The sequence below is a fragment of the Stenotrophomonas genospecies 3 genome (assembly GCF_054473855.1).
On sequence record NZ_JBTMUR010000001.1, the window covers coordinates 523,986 to 539,539 of the forward strand.

The 15,554-nt window shown below is 67.7% G+C and carries 10 protein-coding genes; 7 read left to right on the top strand and 3 right to left on the bottom strand.

What is annotated here, in order from left to right; all coding sequences use genetic code 11:
* Window positions 1-113: 113 nt before the first annotated feature.
* Window positions 114-1,037 carry a LysR substrate-binding domain-containing protein gene (locus tag ACX9OT_RS02365; RefSeq protein WP_049462803.1) on the top strand — a complete coding sequence of 308 codons (924 nt, stop codon included), beginning with the start codon at window positions 114-116 and terminating at the stop codon, window positions 1,035-1,037.
* 88 nt (window positions 1,038-1,125) lie between these two features.
* Here ACX9OT_RS02365 and groL read toward each other — a convergent pair whose 3' ends face one another.
* Entirely contained in the window at window positions 1,126-2,775 is a 1,650-nt protein-coding gene (gene groL, locus ACX9OT_RS02370; RefSeq protein WP_005411226.1) for a chaperonin GroEL, read from the bottom strand.
* 81 nt (window positions 2,776-2,856) lie between these two features.
* Window positions 2,857-3,144, bottom strand: a complete 288-nt coding sequence (locus ACX9OT_RS02375) for a co-chaperone GroES (RefSeq protein WP_005411227.1) — start codon at window positions 3,142-3,144, stop codon at window positions 2,857-2,859.
* A gap of 312 nt (window positions 3,145-3,456) precedes the next feature.
* Here ACX9OT_RS02375 and ACX9OT_RS02380 point away from each other — a divergent pair, with 312 nt between their 5' ends.
* The 5 genes from ACX9OT_RS02380 (at window position 3,457) to ACX9OT_RS02400 (ending at window position 11,765) form a co-directional block, all read left to right on the top strand.
* Window positions 3,457-5,247: an endonuclease gene (locus ACX9OT_RS02380; protein ID WP_049462804.1), complete on the top strand. Its 1,791-nt coding sequence runs from the start codon at window positions 3,457-3,459 to the stop codon at window positions 5,245-5,247.
* Window positions 5,248-5,315: 68 nt separating this feature from the next.
* Entirely contained in the window at window positions 5,316-5,654 is a 339-nt protein-coding gene (gene cutA, locus ACX9OT_RS02385; RefSeq protein ID WP_014648595.1) for a divalent-cation tolerance protein CutA, read from the top strand.
* The gene (locus tag ACX9OT_RS02390) at window positions 5,651-8,032 is read left to right on the top strand and encodes a protein-disulfide reductase DsbD family protein (RefSeq protein WP_049462805.1); all 2,382 of its coding nucleotides are present in this window, start codon (window positions 5,651-5,653) and stop codon (window positions 8,030-8,032) included. The genes cutA and ACX9OT_RS02390 overlap by 4 nt, the downstream gene beginning before the upstream one ends.
* Window positions 8,029-8,592 (top strand): TlpA family protein disulfide reductase, encoded by a 564-nt coding sequence (locus ACX9OT_RS02395; protein ID WP_049462806.1) that lies wholly within the window; start codon window positions 8,029-8,031, stop codon window positions 8,590-8,592. The genes ACX9OT_RS02390 and ACX9OT_RS02395 overlap by 4 nt, the downstream gene beginning before the upstream one ends.
* A gap of 650 nt (window positions 8,593-9,242) precedes the next feature.
* Window positions 9,243-11,765, top strand: a complete 2,523-nt coding sequence (locus ACX9OT_RS02400) for a PepSY domain-containing protein (protein ID WP_049463267.1) — start codon at window positions 9,243-9,245, stop codon at window positions 11,763-11,765.
* A gap of 78 nt (window positions 11,766-11,843) precedes the next feature.
* Here ACX9OT_RS02400 and ACX9OT_RS02405 read toward each other — a convergent pair whose 3' ends face one another.
* Window positions 11,844-14,381 carry a methyl-accepting chemotaxis protein gene (locus tag ACX9OT_RS02405; protein ID WP_049463268.1) on the bottom strand — a complete coding sequence of 846 codons (2,538 nt, stop codon included), beginning with the start codon at window positions 14,379-14,381 and terminating at the stop codon, window positions 11,844-11,846.
* 202 nt (window positions 14,382-14,583) lie between these two features.
* On the opposite strand from ACX9OT_RS02405, the gene ACX9OT_RS02410 reads away from it, so the two are divergent.
* Window positions 14,584-15,423, top strand: a complete 840-nt coding sequence (locus ACX9OT_RS02410) for an arylamine N-acetyltransferase family protein (protein ID WP_049463269.1) — start codon at window positions 14,584-14,586, stop codon at window positions 15,421-15,423.
* The last annotated feature ends 131 nt before the right edge of the window (window positions 15,424-15,554 follow it).

Here is a 15,554-nt window from a genome sequence, read left to right on the forward strand (position 1 = left end):
GCACGGGGAGTTGAGCGGGGCTCAACGTGCGCGACGCGCGCGCGACAGGCTGCAGTGTGGTCGATATGCTGTCGCAGCGCGGCGCGTGCCGACGCGGTTACAGGAGAGTGGAGATGGGTGCGGTGCTGCCGCTGCTGGGCCTGCGGGCCTTCGTTGAAACCGGCCGACATGGCAGCCTGACCGCCGCCGCCGATGCGATGGGGGTGACACCTGGTGCAATCAGCCAGCAGCTTCGACAGCTGCAGGAGCGGCTGGGCGTGAGCCTGTTCGACCGCACCCGGCATGGCGTGGTGCTCAGTGCAGCCGGCGCGCGCGTGTATCCGGAGCTGCTGCAGGCCTTCGATCAGATCGCACAGAGCCTGCAGACACTCGAACGCTGGGAAACCCGGTGCACGCTACGCATCAGCGCGGCACCGAGCTTCGCCGCACAGTGGTTGGCGCCGCGACTGGGCCGGTTCAGTGCGTTGCATCCGCAGGTGGACGTGCAGCTGGACTCGAGCGCGGCGTTGGTCGACCTGCGCCGCGAGGGGGTGGACATCGCGATCCGTCATGGACTGGGCCGCTACCCTGGCCTGCATGCCGAGCATCTTCTGGCGCCGGTACTGCTGCCGGTGGCCAGCCCTGCGCTGCTGGCCAGCGCGCCTGCCGTGGGTACGGTGCAGGATTGCCTGCAGCTGCCGCTGCTGCAGGACGCCGACCGCAGCGACTGGCGGCTGTGGTTCCAGGCACTGGATCTACCCGTCGATGAACGACTGGAGCGCGGCCCTGCGTTCGATGACGACCTGTTGCTGATCCGCGCGGCGGTGGCCGGGCAAGGCATCGCCCTGGTGCGCGACATCCACGCGGCCGAAGAACTCGCCAATGGCCGGCTGCAGGTGGTGATCGACCAGCCCTGGCCACAGGCCTTTGCCTACTACGCGGTGACGCGTGCGGACGGCGAGGCCAACGCGGCGATACCTGCTTTCATGACCTGGTTGCATGCAGCATTGATGACGCCGCAGGCAGCAGGCACACACACCCTGCAGGACGCAGGATAAGCCGCTCGAAAAGCGATGCCATTGCAGCCGGCCACAAAAAAACCCCGCCTTGCAGCGGGGTTTTTCATTGCGGTGCGAATGCGGGGACTTAGAAGTCCATGCCGCCCATGCCACCCATGCCGCCCATGCCACCGGCGCCACCCATGGCCGGCTCGTCCTTCTTCGGAGCTTCGGCAACCATGGCTTCGGTGGTGATCATCAGGCCAGCGATCGAGGCCGCGTTCTGCAGCGCCGAACGGGTCACCTTGGTCGGGTCCAGGATGCCGAACTGCAGCATGTCGCCGAACTCGCCGGTGGCGGCGTTGTAGCCGAAGCTGCCGGTGCCTTCCTTGACCTTGTTGATGATGACCGACGGCTCGTCACCGGCGTTGGCAACGATCTCGCGCAGCGGGGCTTCCATCGCACGCAGGGCGATCTGGATGCCGTGGTTCTGGTCTTCGTTGGCGCCCTTCAGGCCGGCCAGCGCGGTGATCGCGCGGACCAGGGCAACGCCGCCGCCCGGAACCACGCCTTCTTCAACGGCCGCACGGGTGGCGTGCAGGGCGTCGTCGACGCGATCCTTCTTTTCCTTCATTTCGATTTCGGTCGAGGCGCCGACCTTGATCACGGCAACACCGCCGGCCAGCTTGGCCACGCGTTCCTGCAGCTTCTCGCGGTCGTAATCCGAGGAGGTGTCCTGGATCTGGGTCTTGATCTGCGCCACGCGTGCATCAACGTTGGCCTTGTCGCCGACGCCGTCGATGATGGTGGTGTTCTCCTTGGAGACCTGCACCTTCTTGGCGCGGCCCAGGTCCTTGATGGTGGCCTTCTCCAGCGACAGGCCGACTTCTTCGGAGATCACGGTGCCGCCGGTCAGCACGGCCATGTCTTCCAGCATCGCCTTGCGACGGTCGCCGAAGCCCGGCGCCTTGACGGCCACGACCTTGACGATGCCACGGATGGTGTTGACGACCAGGGTGGCCAGCGCTTCGCCTTCAACTTCCTCGGCCACGATCAGCAGCGGCTTGCCGGCCTTGGCGACGCCTTCCAGCACCGGCAGCAGGTCACGGACGTTGGAGATCTTCTTGTCGTGCAGCAGGATGAACGGGTCATCCAGGTCAGCGGTCTGCGACTGCTGGTTGTTGATGAAGTACGGCGACAGGTAGCCGCGGTCGAACTGCATGCCCTTGACCACGTCCAGCTCGTTGTCCAGGCCCGAGCCTTCTTCAACGGTGATGACGCCTTCCTTGCCGACTTCCTTCATCGCGTCAGCGATGATCTGGCCGATCGACTCGTCCGAGTTGGCCGAGATGGTACCGACCTGGGCGATCGCCTTGTCGTCGGCGGTCGGCTTGGAGATGTTCTTCAGCTCGGCGACGGCGGCCGAAACGGCCTTGTCGATACCGCGCTTGAGGTCCATCGGGTTCATGCCGGCGGCAACGGCCTTGGCGCCTTCGCGGATCAGGGCCTGGGCCAGCACGGTGGCGGTGGTGGTGCCGTCGCCGGCATCGTCGTTGGTGCGCGAAGCAACTTCCTTCACCATCTGCGCGCCCATGTTCTCGAACTTGTCAGCCAGTTCGATTTCCTTGGCGACGGAGACGCCGTCCTTGGTGATGGTCGGGGCGCCGAAGCTCTTTTCCAGCACGACGTTGCGGCCCTTCGGGCCCAGGGTGGCCTTGACGGCATTGGCGAGAACGTTGACGCCGCGCACCATGCGCGAACGGGCGTCTTCACCGAAACGAATATCCTTGGCAGCCATTGCATTTACCTCATTGGTAGCGCCGGACGATGCCCGGCGGCTGGGAGTTTGGGATCAGGTTGAAACAGGTCGCGCCGAGGCTCAGCCGATGACGGCGAGCACGTCGTCTTCGCGCAGGACCTTGTATTCGACGCCTTCGCTCTTGTACGAGCTGCCGGCGTACTGGCCATAGATGACCTTGTCGCCGACCTTCAGCGACGGCGCGCGCACGTTGCCGTTGTCCAGCGGCTTGCCCGGGCCGACGGCCACGACCTCACCCTTGGTGGACTTTTCCTTGGCCGAGTCGGGGATGACGATGCCACCGGCGGAGATTTCGTCGGCTTCGATCGGCTTGACCACAACGCGGTCGTGCAGCGGCTTGATGCTCATAGGAGACCTCTTAAGTGATTGATTGGTCTAAAAAAGTCCGGCGATGTTAGCACTCACCCCAGGCGAGTGCCAGAACCGCACGTGAAGAAACCCGACAACGTCGGGAGCAGGGCAGAGATGGAGCCGCGCCGCCCCCTTTCAAGGGCGGAATGAAAAAATTTTTTCCACCCGCGCGCCTCGGCCACGGCGTCGGTCCTGGACAATTTCGGTGACAAGCGTCGCACTGTCAGATATCTGACGTTCATTTACGACAAAGTGTCACTGGATCGGCCTTAGGCTCGGTCAGGCATTCCCAATCACAAGGAGTAGTCGATGCGATTGCTGTCCCCGCTTGCCGCCGCCTGCCTGCTGGCACTGGCCGCGGCGCCGGCCCAGGCCGAGGTCTTCATCAATGAACTGCACTACGACGACAGCACCGCCGCCGGTGACGTCGGCGAAGTCATCGAAGTGGTCGCTACCGCAGGTGAAGACCTGTCCGGCTACCGCCTCTACCTCTACAACGGCAGCAATCCTTCGGCCGCCACGGTCTACGCCAACAACCCGGTCCCGGCCGGCACCGCCGCCGGTTGCGGCAGCGCCAGCATCGCCGTGGTCAACTACCCGACCAACGGCATCCAGAACGGCCCGAACGACGGCATCGCCCTGGTCGACGCCAGCGGCAAGGTGGTCCAGTTCCTCAGCTACGAGGGCGCCATCACCGCCTCCGGTGGCCCTGCCGCCGGCATGACCAGCCAGAACATTCCGGTGGCCGAGACCAACAGCACGGCCCCCGGCACCTCGCTGCAGCTGACCGGCAGCGGCAGCCAGTACGCCCACTTCACCTGGGCCGAGTCGGCCAGGCAGACCTTCGGCAGCTGCAACAACGGCCAGACCTTCAGCGGCGGCGGCACCCCGGGCCCGAACACGCCGCCGTCGGTGTCCACCACCACCCCGGCGCAGGGCAGCAGCACCTTCCCGGCCGCGGCCGATCTGGAAGTGGTGTTCAGCGAGACGGTGAACCTGGCCAGCGGCGCGTTCGCGCTGAGCTGCGGTACCTCCGGCATCGTGCCGCTGACCTACCCGGCCAGCGGCCGCAGCGTGAAGCTGTCCACCAACACCGCGCTGGTGGCCGGTGAAGCCTGCCGCTTCGACATCCGCGCCGCGCGCATCACCGACCTGCAGGGGGCGCACCCCGCCGCCGACAGCCGCATCGCCTTCACCGTGGCCAGCACCGGCGGCAATCCGGACCCGGGCAACCCGGGCGTGCCGGCCGGTTACTACTCCAAGGTCAATACCAGCAGCCCCAGCCAGCTGCGCTGCTCGCTGCACGCCACCATCAAGGGCCACACCGCCTACCCGTACAGCGGCTCGGGCACCAGCACCTGGACCATCCTGGAAATCGCCGACGAGGATCCGAACAACAGCGGCAGGATCCTGGATGCGTACCGCAACCGCAGCTACGCCAAGGTGACCGACCGCGCCGGCAGCGGCGGCGGCCTGAAGTACAACCGCGAGCACACCTGGCCGAACTCGCTGGGCTTTGCCAGCACCACCGGCGACAAGGGCCTGCCGTACGCGCCGTACACCGACACCCACATGCTGTACCTGACCGACGCGCAGTGGAACGCCGACCGTGGCAACAAGCCGTTCGGCAAGTGCGACGCCAACTGCGGCGAACGCGCCACCGAGGCCAACAACGGCCAGGGCGGCGGCAGCGGCGGCTACCCGGGCAACTCCAACTGGGTGCGCACGCCGGACGGCAACACCGGCACCTTCGAGGTGTGGGGCAAGCGCAAGGGCGACATGGCACGTGCGGTGATGTACATGGCGATCCGCTACGAGGGCGGCAAGGATGCGGCCACCGGCCAGTCCGAGCCGGACCTGGAGCTGACCGACGACCGCAGCAGGATCGTCAAGACCAGCAGTTCGCCGGCCTACATGGGCCTGCTCTCGACGCTGATCGACTGGCACCTGTCCGATCCGCCGGATGATGCCGAGCGTGCCCGCAACGACGTGATCTACAGCTTCCAGGGCAACCGCAACCCGTTCATCGACCACCCCGAGTGGGCGACCCCGGGCCTGTTCACCTCGGCCAAGCCGGCCTCCTGCCAGCTGGCCAACTGACCGCGCAACGCAGCGGTCCACTGCCGCCGCCGGGCCCTGACCCGGCGGCGGCCCTATACTCGACGGTCATGTCGACCGTCGATCCCGTCCTGCTGCTGTTGACCACCTGCCCGGACCGGGCCAGTGCCGAGCGCATCGCGCACGCGCTGGTCGGCGAGCGCCTGGCCGCGTGCGTGACCCGCCTCGATGGCGCGCAGTCCACCTACCGCTGGCAGGGCGAGGTGACCACCGACGCCGAACTGCAGCTGCTGGTGAAAACCACCGCGAGCCGCGTCGATGACGCGATTGCCCGGATCGTCGCACTGCATCCGTATGAACTCCCGGAGTGCATTGCGGTCGAAACCCGGGCCGGCCTGCCGGCGTATCTGGACTGGATCCGGGCACAGACCCGGGAGGACACTGATTGAAGACTCTGTTTGCGCGCGGCGCCGCCTTGTGCGCCCTGTTGTGGCTCTCGCTGCCGGCCTTCGCGCTGGATGAGAAGGACCTGCTGCCGGTGGACCAGGCGTTCGCGCTGACCGCCAGCGCCCCCGAACGGGGCCAGGTGCAACTGCAGTTCAAGATCGCACCGGGCTATTACCTGTATCGCCACCGCACCAGCGTCAAGGCCGACCCGGCCTTCAATGCCGGCGCGCTGCAGATGCCCAAGGGCGACAAGCACCACGACGATTTCTTCGGCGAAGTCGAAACCTATCGCGAACGCCTGCAGGCCACCCTGCCCGGCACGCCGACCGACGCCGCCGGCACCATCAGCCTGGAAGTGCGTTACCAGGGCTGCGCCGATGCCGGTGTCTGCTACCCGCCGCAGAAGCGCGTGGTGCAGGTCACGCTGCCGGGCGCCGGTGCGGCGGCCGCGGTGCCTGCCGCGCGTGCCGGTGCGGCAAGCCCGTTCAACAACCCGCTGGCCGGTGCCGGCAACAGCGGTGGCCTGCGCCTGCCGGGCGCGGCCAGCAACAGCCAGGCGCTGCCGCTGCCGTCGGAGCAGGCGTTCGGCTTCGACGCCATCGCCAGCGACGGCAATACCCTGCTGCTGCGCTTCAGCCCGGCACCGGGCTACTACCTGTATCGCGACCGCACATCGGTGAAGCTGGACGGCAGCACCGGGGTGCTGGCCGACAAGCTGCGCTGGCCTGCCGCACAGTCGCATCGCGACGAACACTTCGGCGATGTCTCGGTGTACTTCAACCAGGTGGAAGTGCCGCTGCCGCTGCGCCGCTCCATCGCCGATGCGGTCGACAGCACTCTGGTGGTGACCTTCCAGGGTTGCCAGACCGATGGCATCTGCTACCCGCCGATGACCCGCCGGGTGAAGCTGTCCATTCCGGCCGGCAAGGTCAGCAGCAGTGCCGACCAGGCGCCACCGCGCAATGAGGTGATCAGCCCGCTGCCCGCTGCCAACGGCGCACCACGCGAAGCCGCCAACGGCGCACCGCTGCGCCTGCTGCCAACCGTGCCCAATACGGATGCCACGACCCCTGCTGCAGGTGACGGCACCGCCAGCAGTGAGTTCGCCGCCGATGCACAGGGTGACAACGCGCTGCGCACGCGACCGCCGGTGACCACGCCGAATCCGGACCGTTCGTTCGTATGGGTCCTGCTGCTGGCGTTGGCCGGTGGCCTGGTACTGAACCTGATGCCCTGCGTGCTGCCGATCCTGTCGCTGAAGGTCCTGAGCCTGGCGCAGAGTGGCGAAAGCCCGCAGCGCGCGCGCAGCCATGCCCTCTGGTACACGCTGGGCGTCTTGGTCGCGTTCGCGGTGATCGGTGCGTTGATGGTTGGCCTGCGCGCGATCGGCAACGCCGTCGGCATCGGCTTCCAGCTGCAGCACCCGGGCGTGGTGGCGGCGCTGGCCTACATCATGTTCGCGGTGGGCCTGAGCCTGTCCGGCGTGTTCACACTGGGCGGCGGCATCGGCAACCTCGGCCAGTCGCTGGCCAGCCGCAGTGGCCCGGCCGGTGATTTCTTCACCGGTGCGCTGGCCTGCGTGGTCGGCAGTGCCTGCGTCGGCCCGTTCATGGGCGGCGCGATTGCCTACGCGTTCATTGCCCCGCCGCTGAAGGCGATGACCGTGTTCCTGTTCCTCGGCCTGGGCCTGGCCCTGCCGTTCCTGCTGATCGGCTTCGTGCCGGCGCTGGCGCGCCGCCTGCCCAAGCCGGGCCCGTGGATGGAAACGCTCAAGCACGTGCTGGCCTTCCCGATGTATGCCACCGTGCTGTGGCTGCTGTGGGTGCTGGGCAAGCAGCGCGGCGTGGACGGCATGGCGCTGGTGCTGGGTGGCCTGCTGCTGCTGGCCTTCGGTCTGTGGCTGTTTGAACGCAACCGCTGGACCGGCTCGCGCGCCGTCACCCTGCTCGGCGTGCTGCTGGCGATCGGTGCACTGGTTCCGGCCTGGGGCGTGACCCAGCTGGCAGCGCCGGCGCGTGCCGCACAGGCGGCCACTGACAACGTGGTCGAATACTCGCCGCAGCTGCTGGATCGCCTGCGCGCCGACAACCGCGTGGTGTTCGTGAACATGACCGCCGACTGGTGCGTGAGCTGCAAGGCCAACGAGCGCGCCGTGCTGTCGCGCCCAGAGTTCAAGGAACTGCTCAAGCGCACCAACGCGGTGTACATGCGCGGTGACTACACCAACGTCGATCCGCAGATCACCACGTTCCTGGAAGAGCACAAGGCCGTGGGCGTGCCGCTGTACGTGGTGTACGGCCCCGGCGCACCGCCGACCGTGCTGCCGACCCTGCTGACCCAGGCGGTGGTCGAGGAAGCGCTGCTGCGCACCGCACGATGAAGTGGCAACGGCCAGCGCTGCTGTGGACAGCGGTGCTGGCCGCCGGCCTCGGCCTGTGGGCCGGGCATCGATTGGCTCCCGCGCCGGCTGCGCCTGAGGCCATGCCAGCGGCGCCTGCGGTGGCGGCGGTGGCACCCGCCCTGCAGGTCGGCGACAACCTGCCCGCGCTGTCGCTGCCCGATCTTGAAGGCCGACCGCTGGACCTGCGCCAGCACGCTACCGGCCGCCCGCTGCTGATCAACGTCTGGGCCAGCTGGTGCGCGCCCTGCGTTGAAGAAATGCCTGAACTGGCGCGCTTTGCCCACACCCAGGGCGACAACGGTGTGCAGGTTCTTGGCCTGGCGCTGGATACGCCGGAAGACGTGCGCGGTTTCCTGCAGCGGGTACCGGTGGATTACCCGATCGTGATCGAGACACCCGGGCCACGCGATGCCAGCGTGCAGCTGGGCAATACGCAGGGCCTGCTGCCCTACAGCGTGCTGTTCGATGCACAGGGCCGGCTGGTGAAGGCGAAGCTGGGGCCGTTCGCCCACGGCGAGATCGACAGCTGGGTGAAGTGAGGGTGTTTTTTGCAGGGCTTGCAGCCCTGCACCCTGCTCAATGCAACGCAACGGCAACGGCAACAGCCAAAGCGGGCATTCCGTGGGTTGGCGGGACGGTATCGGAGTGCGGGGACGCTGCAAGTACATCCCTGTAAGCTTGGCAGCCGCATCCATGCGGCTGACACCCCGCACTCCGACACCGCCCCACCTCTGACAGATCTTCGCGGCTGTTGCCAGGTGTCGACCTTGGTCGACACATCTGTCAGATATCGATATTCAGAGCGGAATCAGACCCCGTGCCGACCAACGGTCGGCACCCACCAAAGCAGAACGCCGTTCCGACAGATCGCAGGAAACTGTCGAAGGCGGGGTAGGTCCGGTTGAGGGGGCGTGAGCGCCATGGATGGCGCGACCGAGGCTACATGGACGTATTCACGCCGTCCCCCGCAACCGGACCCACCCCGCCTCCTCACAGGAAACCCGCTGTTGCTTCGGCTGTTGCTTCTGAGGTTGCCGGCCAGCGGCCGGCACTACCACGGGTGCCGGGCGGCGCCCGGCCGATATCCCCTGCTTGACCACAGCCGGGGCGCCACGGAGAATTCCGCGACTAATTCTCATTTGCTGTTGCGCAGGATGCGGGCGGCAGCCTTCCAGGCCCTCCTCCTTCGATGTTCAAGAACGTCCTGTTCCAACTGCACTGGCTGCTGGGCATCACCGCCGGCGCCGTGCTGGCCGTGATGGGCCTCAGCGGCGCCGTGCTGTCCTTCGAGGATGAACTGCTGCGGGCGGCCAATCCCGGCTTCGCCGAGATCGCCGAGCACCATGCCGACGGCCAGCTTCCGCTTGAACTCAGCGAGCTGGTGCCGCTGCTGCAGGCTGGCAGCGAACGCCCGCTGCAGCGCCTGCGCGTGGATGCCACCGGACAGCGGCCGTCGGTGGCGCGCTTTGCCGGCGGCAAGGAACACTGGGTGTACTTCGACCCGTACAGCGGTGAGCGCTTCAGTGCCCTGCGCGGGCAGGCGTTCTTCGATTTCGTCGAGGACCTGCACCGCCACCTCGCCGCCGGCGAGCGCGGCAAATGGATCACCGGCAGTTGTGCCATCGCGCTGCTGTTCTTCACCCTGTCCGGGCTCTACCTGCGCTGGCCGCGGCGCTGGTGGCACTGGCGCAGCTGGCTGGCGGTGGAATGGAAACGCAGCGGCCGTGGCTTCCTGTGGAGCCTGCACTCGGTGGTCGGCACCTGGGTGCTGTTGATCTACCTGATGAGTGCGCTGACCGGCCTGTGGTGGTCGTTCGACTGGTATCGCAGTACCGCCAACACCCTGCTGGGCGTCGCACCGGCCGCCAAGCACAAGGTCGCCACCGACGCCGCCCTGAACCTGGAACGCATCGAAGCCACGCTGTACGCACTGCCCGGCGTGCGCACCGGCTACATCGACCTGCGCCTGCCGGAGAAGCCGGGGCAGGCACTGAACGTGCGGGTGATGGCCGGTGATCCGTCGCAGCGCGGCGGCCAGCATGACCGCGCGCATGATCTGCTGCAGCTGGACCCAGGCACGGGGGCCACGCTCGATGCCCGCCCCTATGCGCGCCAGGGCGCCGGCGCGCAGCTGGCCACCAGCGTGTTCGCGCTGCACTCGGGCAGTTACTTCGGCGTGCCCGGGCGTGTCGTGGTGATGCTCAGCAGCCTGGGCATGAGCCTGTTCTTCATCACCGGCTGGATGCTCTACCTGGACCGCCGCCGCAGCCAGCGCGCCGCGCGTGACCTGCGCCAGTCGCTGCCAGCAACGCCTGCCGATGGCGGTGGTACGCCGTGGCTGGTGGTGCATGCCAGCCAGAGTGGACTGGGAGAACAACTGGCATGGCGCGCCGCCGCGCAGCTGCAGGCGTCCGGTCATGCGGTGCAGGTGCTGCCACTGGCCCGCGTTGATGCCGCGCAGCTGGCACGCACCGCGCAGGTGCTGTGGGTACTGAGCACCTTCGGCGACGGCGAGCCACCGGATGCGGCGCGAGGCGCTGCACGACGGCTGACGGCACAGACACTCGACCTGTCAGGCCTGCAGTTTGGACTGCTGGCGCTGGGTGACCGACAGTACCCGCACTACTGCGGCTTCGGTCGCCAGGTTGATGGCTGGCTGCTCGGCAACGGCGCGCGCCCGTTGTTCGACCGCGTCGAAGTCGATGCCGCCTCGGTAGCGGCCTTGCGCCAATGGCAGCTGCAGCTGGGCGCGCTGACCGGCATCGTCACCGATGACAGCGTGCTGCCGGCGGCCACGCAGATGCATGAGTGGCGGCTGCTCGGCCGCGACCGGCTCAATCCGGGCAGCATCGGTGGTGCCATCTGGCGCATCCGTCTTGCGCCACCGGCCGACGTGCAGTGGCAGGCGGGCGACATCCTGCATATCGCGCCCCGGCACAACGCACGGCACGCCAACGCCGTGTTGAAGGCACAGGGGTTGGATCCGCTGCAGCCGCTGCTGGTGGACGGCCACCCACGCACCCTGCTGGCGCTGGCCAGTGAACGCGAGCTGCCCGAGGCCGACGCCGCGCTGGCGGTGCAGGATGCCTGCCTGTGGCTGTCCGGATTGCCAACGCTGCCCGGACGCGAATACTCCATCGCCTCCTCCACGAGTGATGAAGTGGTGGAACTGGTGGTGCGCCTGGTGCATGACCTGTCGGGTCGAGCCGGGCTGGGCTCGGGCTGGCTGGCGCTGCATGCCCCGGTCGGTGCCAGCATCGTGGCCCGTGTGCACCGCAATCCTGGATTCCATCGTGTCAGTGGCGCCCCGATGGTGCTGGTCGGCAATGGCACCGGCATCGCGGGTCTGCGCAGCCTGTTGCGCGAAGCTGCCCACACAGGCGAGCACGGGCACTGGCTGCTGTTCGGTGAGCGCCAGCGCGCGCACGACTTCCTGTTCGCCGACGAGATCGAAGCGTGGCAGGCCGATGGCCATCTCGCGCGGGTGGACCTGGCGTTCTCGCGCGATGGCGAAGGTGGTTACGTGCAGGATTGCCTGCATGCCGCCACCGATGCGCTGCGCGAATGGATGCAGCGTGGTGCGGTGATTCATGTCTGCGGCTCGCTGCAGGGCATGGCCGAAGGCGTGGACCAGGTGCTGCGCGCTGCGCTGGGCGATGAGGTTGTGGAAACGCTGCTGGAGACCGGGCGCTACCGGCGCGACGTGTACTGAGCCACAAGGGTAGTGCCGACCGCTGGCCGGCAGGATCATCGACGGTGCCGGCCAGCGGCCGGCACTACCGGAGCGGGATCAGGCCGCAGCGCGCGCCTGTGGCATCGACTGCAGACGGAACGCGCCCACGGCTTCTGCCAGGGCATGCACCTGCGCCTGCATCTGCGCGGTCGAGGCCCCCGCCTCTTCCACCAGACTGGCGTTGCGCTGTGTACTGGCCTCCATCTGCACGATGGTCTGGTTCACCTGGGCGATGCCGGCATGCTGGTCCTGCGACGCGCTGCGGATCCCGGCCAGCAGATCCGCCAGCTGCTGCACGCTGCCGACAATCTCGCCCATCGTGGTGCCGGCCTGTTCGGCCTGCTGGTTGCCCTGGCCCACACGCGCCACCGAATCCTCGATCAATCCCTTGATCTGCTTGGCCGCCTCCGCGCTGCGCTGAGCCAGCAGGCGCACTTCGGCAGCCACGACGGCGAAGCTGCGGCCCTGCTCTCCAGCGCGCGCCGCTTCCACCGCCGCGTTGAGCGCGAGGATGTTGGTCTGGAAGGCGATGCCATCAATCAGCTGGGTGATGTCACCGATCCGCCGTGAGGCTTCGCTGATGCCATGCATGGTGGCCACCACCTGGCCGACCGCCTCGCCTCCGCGCTGGGCCACTGCCGCCGCGCCCTTGACCAGCGCATCCGCACGGCCCGCGGCATCGGCATTGCGGCCAACAGTGTCGGTCAGCTCGTGCATCGACGCTGCCGTCTCTTCCAGATTGACCGCCTGCTGCTCGGTACGCTGCGACAGATCATGGTGACCGGCAACGATCTCGCCGACACCGGTATCGAGGCTGGACGTGGCCTGCTGGATGCGGGTGACGATGCGGCCCAGTTGCGCGACGGTGGCGTTGGCATCATCGCGCATGCGCGCGAACACGCCCTGCAGTTCACCTTCCATGCGCACGCTGAGGTCACCGCGGGCCAGCGCGGCCAGAAGCGCCTGCAGATCGCCAAGATTGGTCTCGAAGGTGGTCAACAGGCGATTGATGCTGGTCGACAACGTGCGCACAAAGCCCTGCTTCCCCTCCAGCGCGATGCGACCGTGCAGGTCACCGTGCGCGGCCGCGTCGACCAGGGCTGCCACTTCGGTTTCCAGCAGGGTTTCCAGCGCGCGACTGCGCCATTCCACCGCCACGCCGAGGAAATGCCCCTCGTCGACAATGGGATTGGCGACCAGCTGATAGCGCACACCGCAATGGCCGATCTCGCGTTCTTCGCGTTGTCGCACGCCAGCCAGGCTGGCCAGCGCCGGATGCAGGCGTACCGCATCGCTCCCCACCAGCTCATCGCCCTGACGTTCCAGCTGCTCCAGCAGCGCCGGATTGGCGTACGCCACCAGGCCCTCGGCATCGACCACCATCAGCCCGGTCTGCGCACTGTCCAGCGCCTGGCGCACGCGGGTGTTGCCGCGCGCCACGGCACGCTCGGTTTCGATGCGCGCGCGCAGGCGCTGCTGCATGTCGACCAGGCGCTGGGCAAGCTGGCCGATCTCATCGTTGGCGTTGTAGACGCGCAGGGTGGTGTCGAGGCGGTCGTCGGCGATGTCGCTGGCGAAACGCAGGGTGTCCTGGATCGGCTGGCGCACCGCACGCAGCGCCAGCACCAGGCTGGTGATCAGCACGCCGGCCACCAGCAGCAGGGTCAGTGCGAACAGCACGCTCATCGTGCGCGCGGCGACCTGCTGGCGCGCCTGCGCCTTGGCCAGCGCTGCCACCTGCGCCTGCTGGAAAGCGGCCAGCGCCGGCGCTACGCCCGCGGCGGTATCCAGCAGCGACTGCGCTTCCACATCCAGGCCGACGCGGGCCGCGGTATACCCCAGCAGGGCGCCTTGATAGCCCTCCATCCCGCTGCGCAGGGCGTCCTGCGCATCCGCGGGCAGGCCCGCCAGCGCGAGGTCGAACGGCAGCTTTTCCTCGCTGGCGCGGTCGGCGTGGGTGGAATCACCGTCGAGCAGCAGCAGGGCCTCCTGCCTTCGCATCTTCTGCAGGGACAGCGCCAGCGACGGCCGCTGCAGCGCATCCACCTGTGCCTGCAGGGTTTCGGCGGCCTGCTGCAGCTGTGCAGCGAGGCCGGCCTCACCGCGGCCCATCTCGTCGACCCGTTCAAACAGGGCGGCGACACCCTGCGAGAACGCGTCGGCCGATTCGGTCAGCACCTGCAGCGCCTTGCGTCGGCCGGCGTCCATCGGCATCGCGCGAAGCGCCTGCAGGTCAGCCTGCAGGGCCTTCTGTGCTGCCAGCAACTGGCTGCGGTCAGCATCATCGAAACTGCGTGCATACTGGGTCTGCAGGCGGCGCGCTTCGGCCACCCGCGTGGACAGGCTGGCAGCCAGATCGCTGCCGCGCTGGTAGCTGGCCTGGCTGCGCGCGGCCAGGGCGTTGGCATGGCCAGTCCAGGCGTAGACAGCGGCGATCGCCACCAGCCCCAGGCCACAGACCCACAGGGTCGCCTTGAGCTTGTTGGCCACGCTGAGCCGGTGTGGTTGCAGCCACAGCAGCAGGCCGGGGGACGCCGAGCGCAACGTGGCAAGACGCGTGCGCAGGGACCGGAGGTGGGGGACAACGGCCGACATGACAGACTCCAGGCGGAAGGACGCACCTGTATCGGCCGGATTCAGGTCAACTTTAGGCCTTTTTTCGTCTGCGTCCCCCGTCACTGGCGGACGCGGTCTTTGTACCGGGTGCAGGCGACGGGGGCATGACACGGCCGCCGTGCTTGACCTCAACCCCGGTTGGGGGAGCACAGTGGACCTCCCTTCCCCGCCCGGTGCCCCCATGACGAGGCTCGATGTCCCCCGCTACCTGCAGCGCCTGCAGCTGGATGCGCCGCCACCACGGACCCTGGCCGGCCTGACCCTGCTGCAGCAGCGCCACAACGCACTGCTGCCCTTCGAAACCCTCAGCTGCCTGCTGCGCGATGCGGTGCCGATCGACCTGGACAGCGTGCAGCGCAAGCTGCTTGACGAGTGCCGCGGTGGCTACTGCTTCGAGCTCAATGGTGGGTTGCTGGCGCTGCTGCAGGCCTTGGGCTTCGATGCCCAGCCATTGAGCGCGCGCGTACTGCTGGCCGCCCAGGACGGCGAACTGACCGCGCGTACCCATCTGCTGCTGCGCGTGCAGGTGGACGGCGATGACTGGCTGGTGGATGCCGGTTTTGGCAGCCTGACCCCGACCGTACCGCTGCGCCTGCATGACCCGCAGCCGCAGGCCACCCCGCACGAACGCTATCTGTTGCAGCGGTTGGGAGACGGCGGTGATTTCATGCTGTCGGCCGAATCCAGCGACGGCTGGCGGGTGATGTACCGCTTCGATCTGCAGGCGCCGGCGCCGATCGACAACGTGGTGGGCAACTGGTACGTATGTACCCATCCCGATTCCAGTTTCCCCGGCCAGTTGCGCGCGTCGCTGACCGGGCCGGACTGGCGCCGCACCATCGGCAGCGGCAACTACACCGAGTACCGCCCCGGACAGGCACCGGACAAGCGCCCGCTGCATGATGTGGGTGATGTGCGCGACGTGCTGGAGCAGCGCTTCGGCATCCAGCTTCCGGACGACCCGCGGCTGGATCCCGCAATCAACGACTGGCTGCAGCGCTCACGCGCCGCGACGCTGTAGAGTCGAGCTTGCTCGACTGATGCATCTACGGCGACGTCAAAATCAGTCGAGCAAGCTTGTATGTTCCTCCCGGCTCCTACGAGGTATGTAGGAGCCAGGGTGGAGGGACCGTCAAGCATGCATCTGCGGAT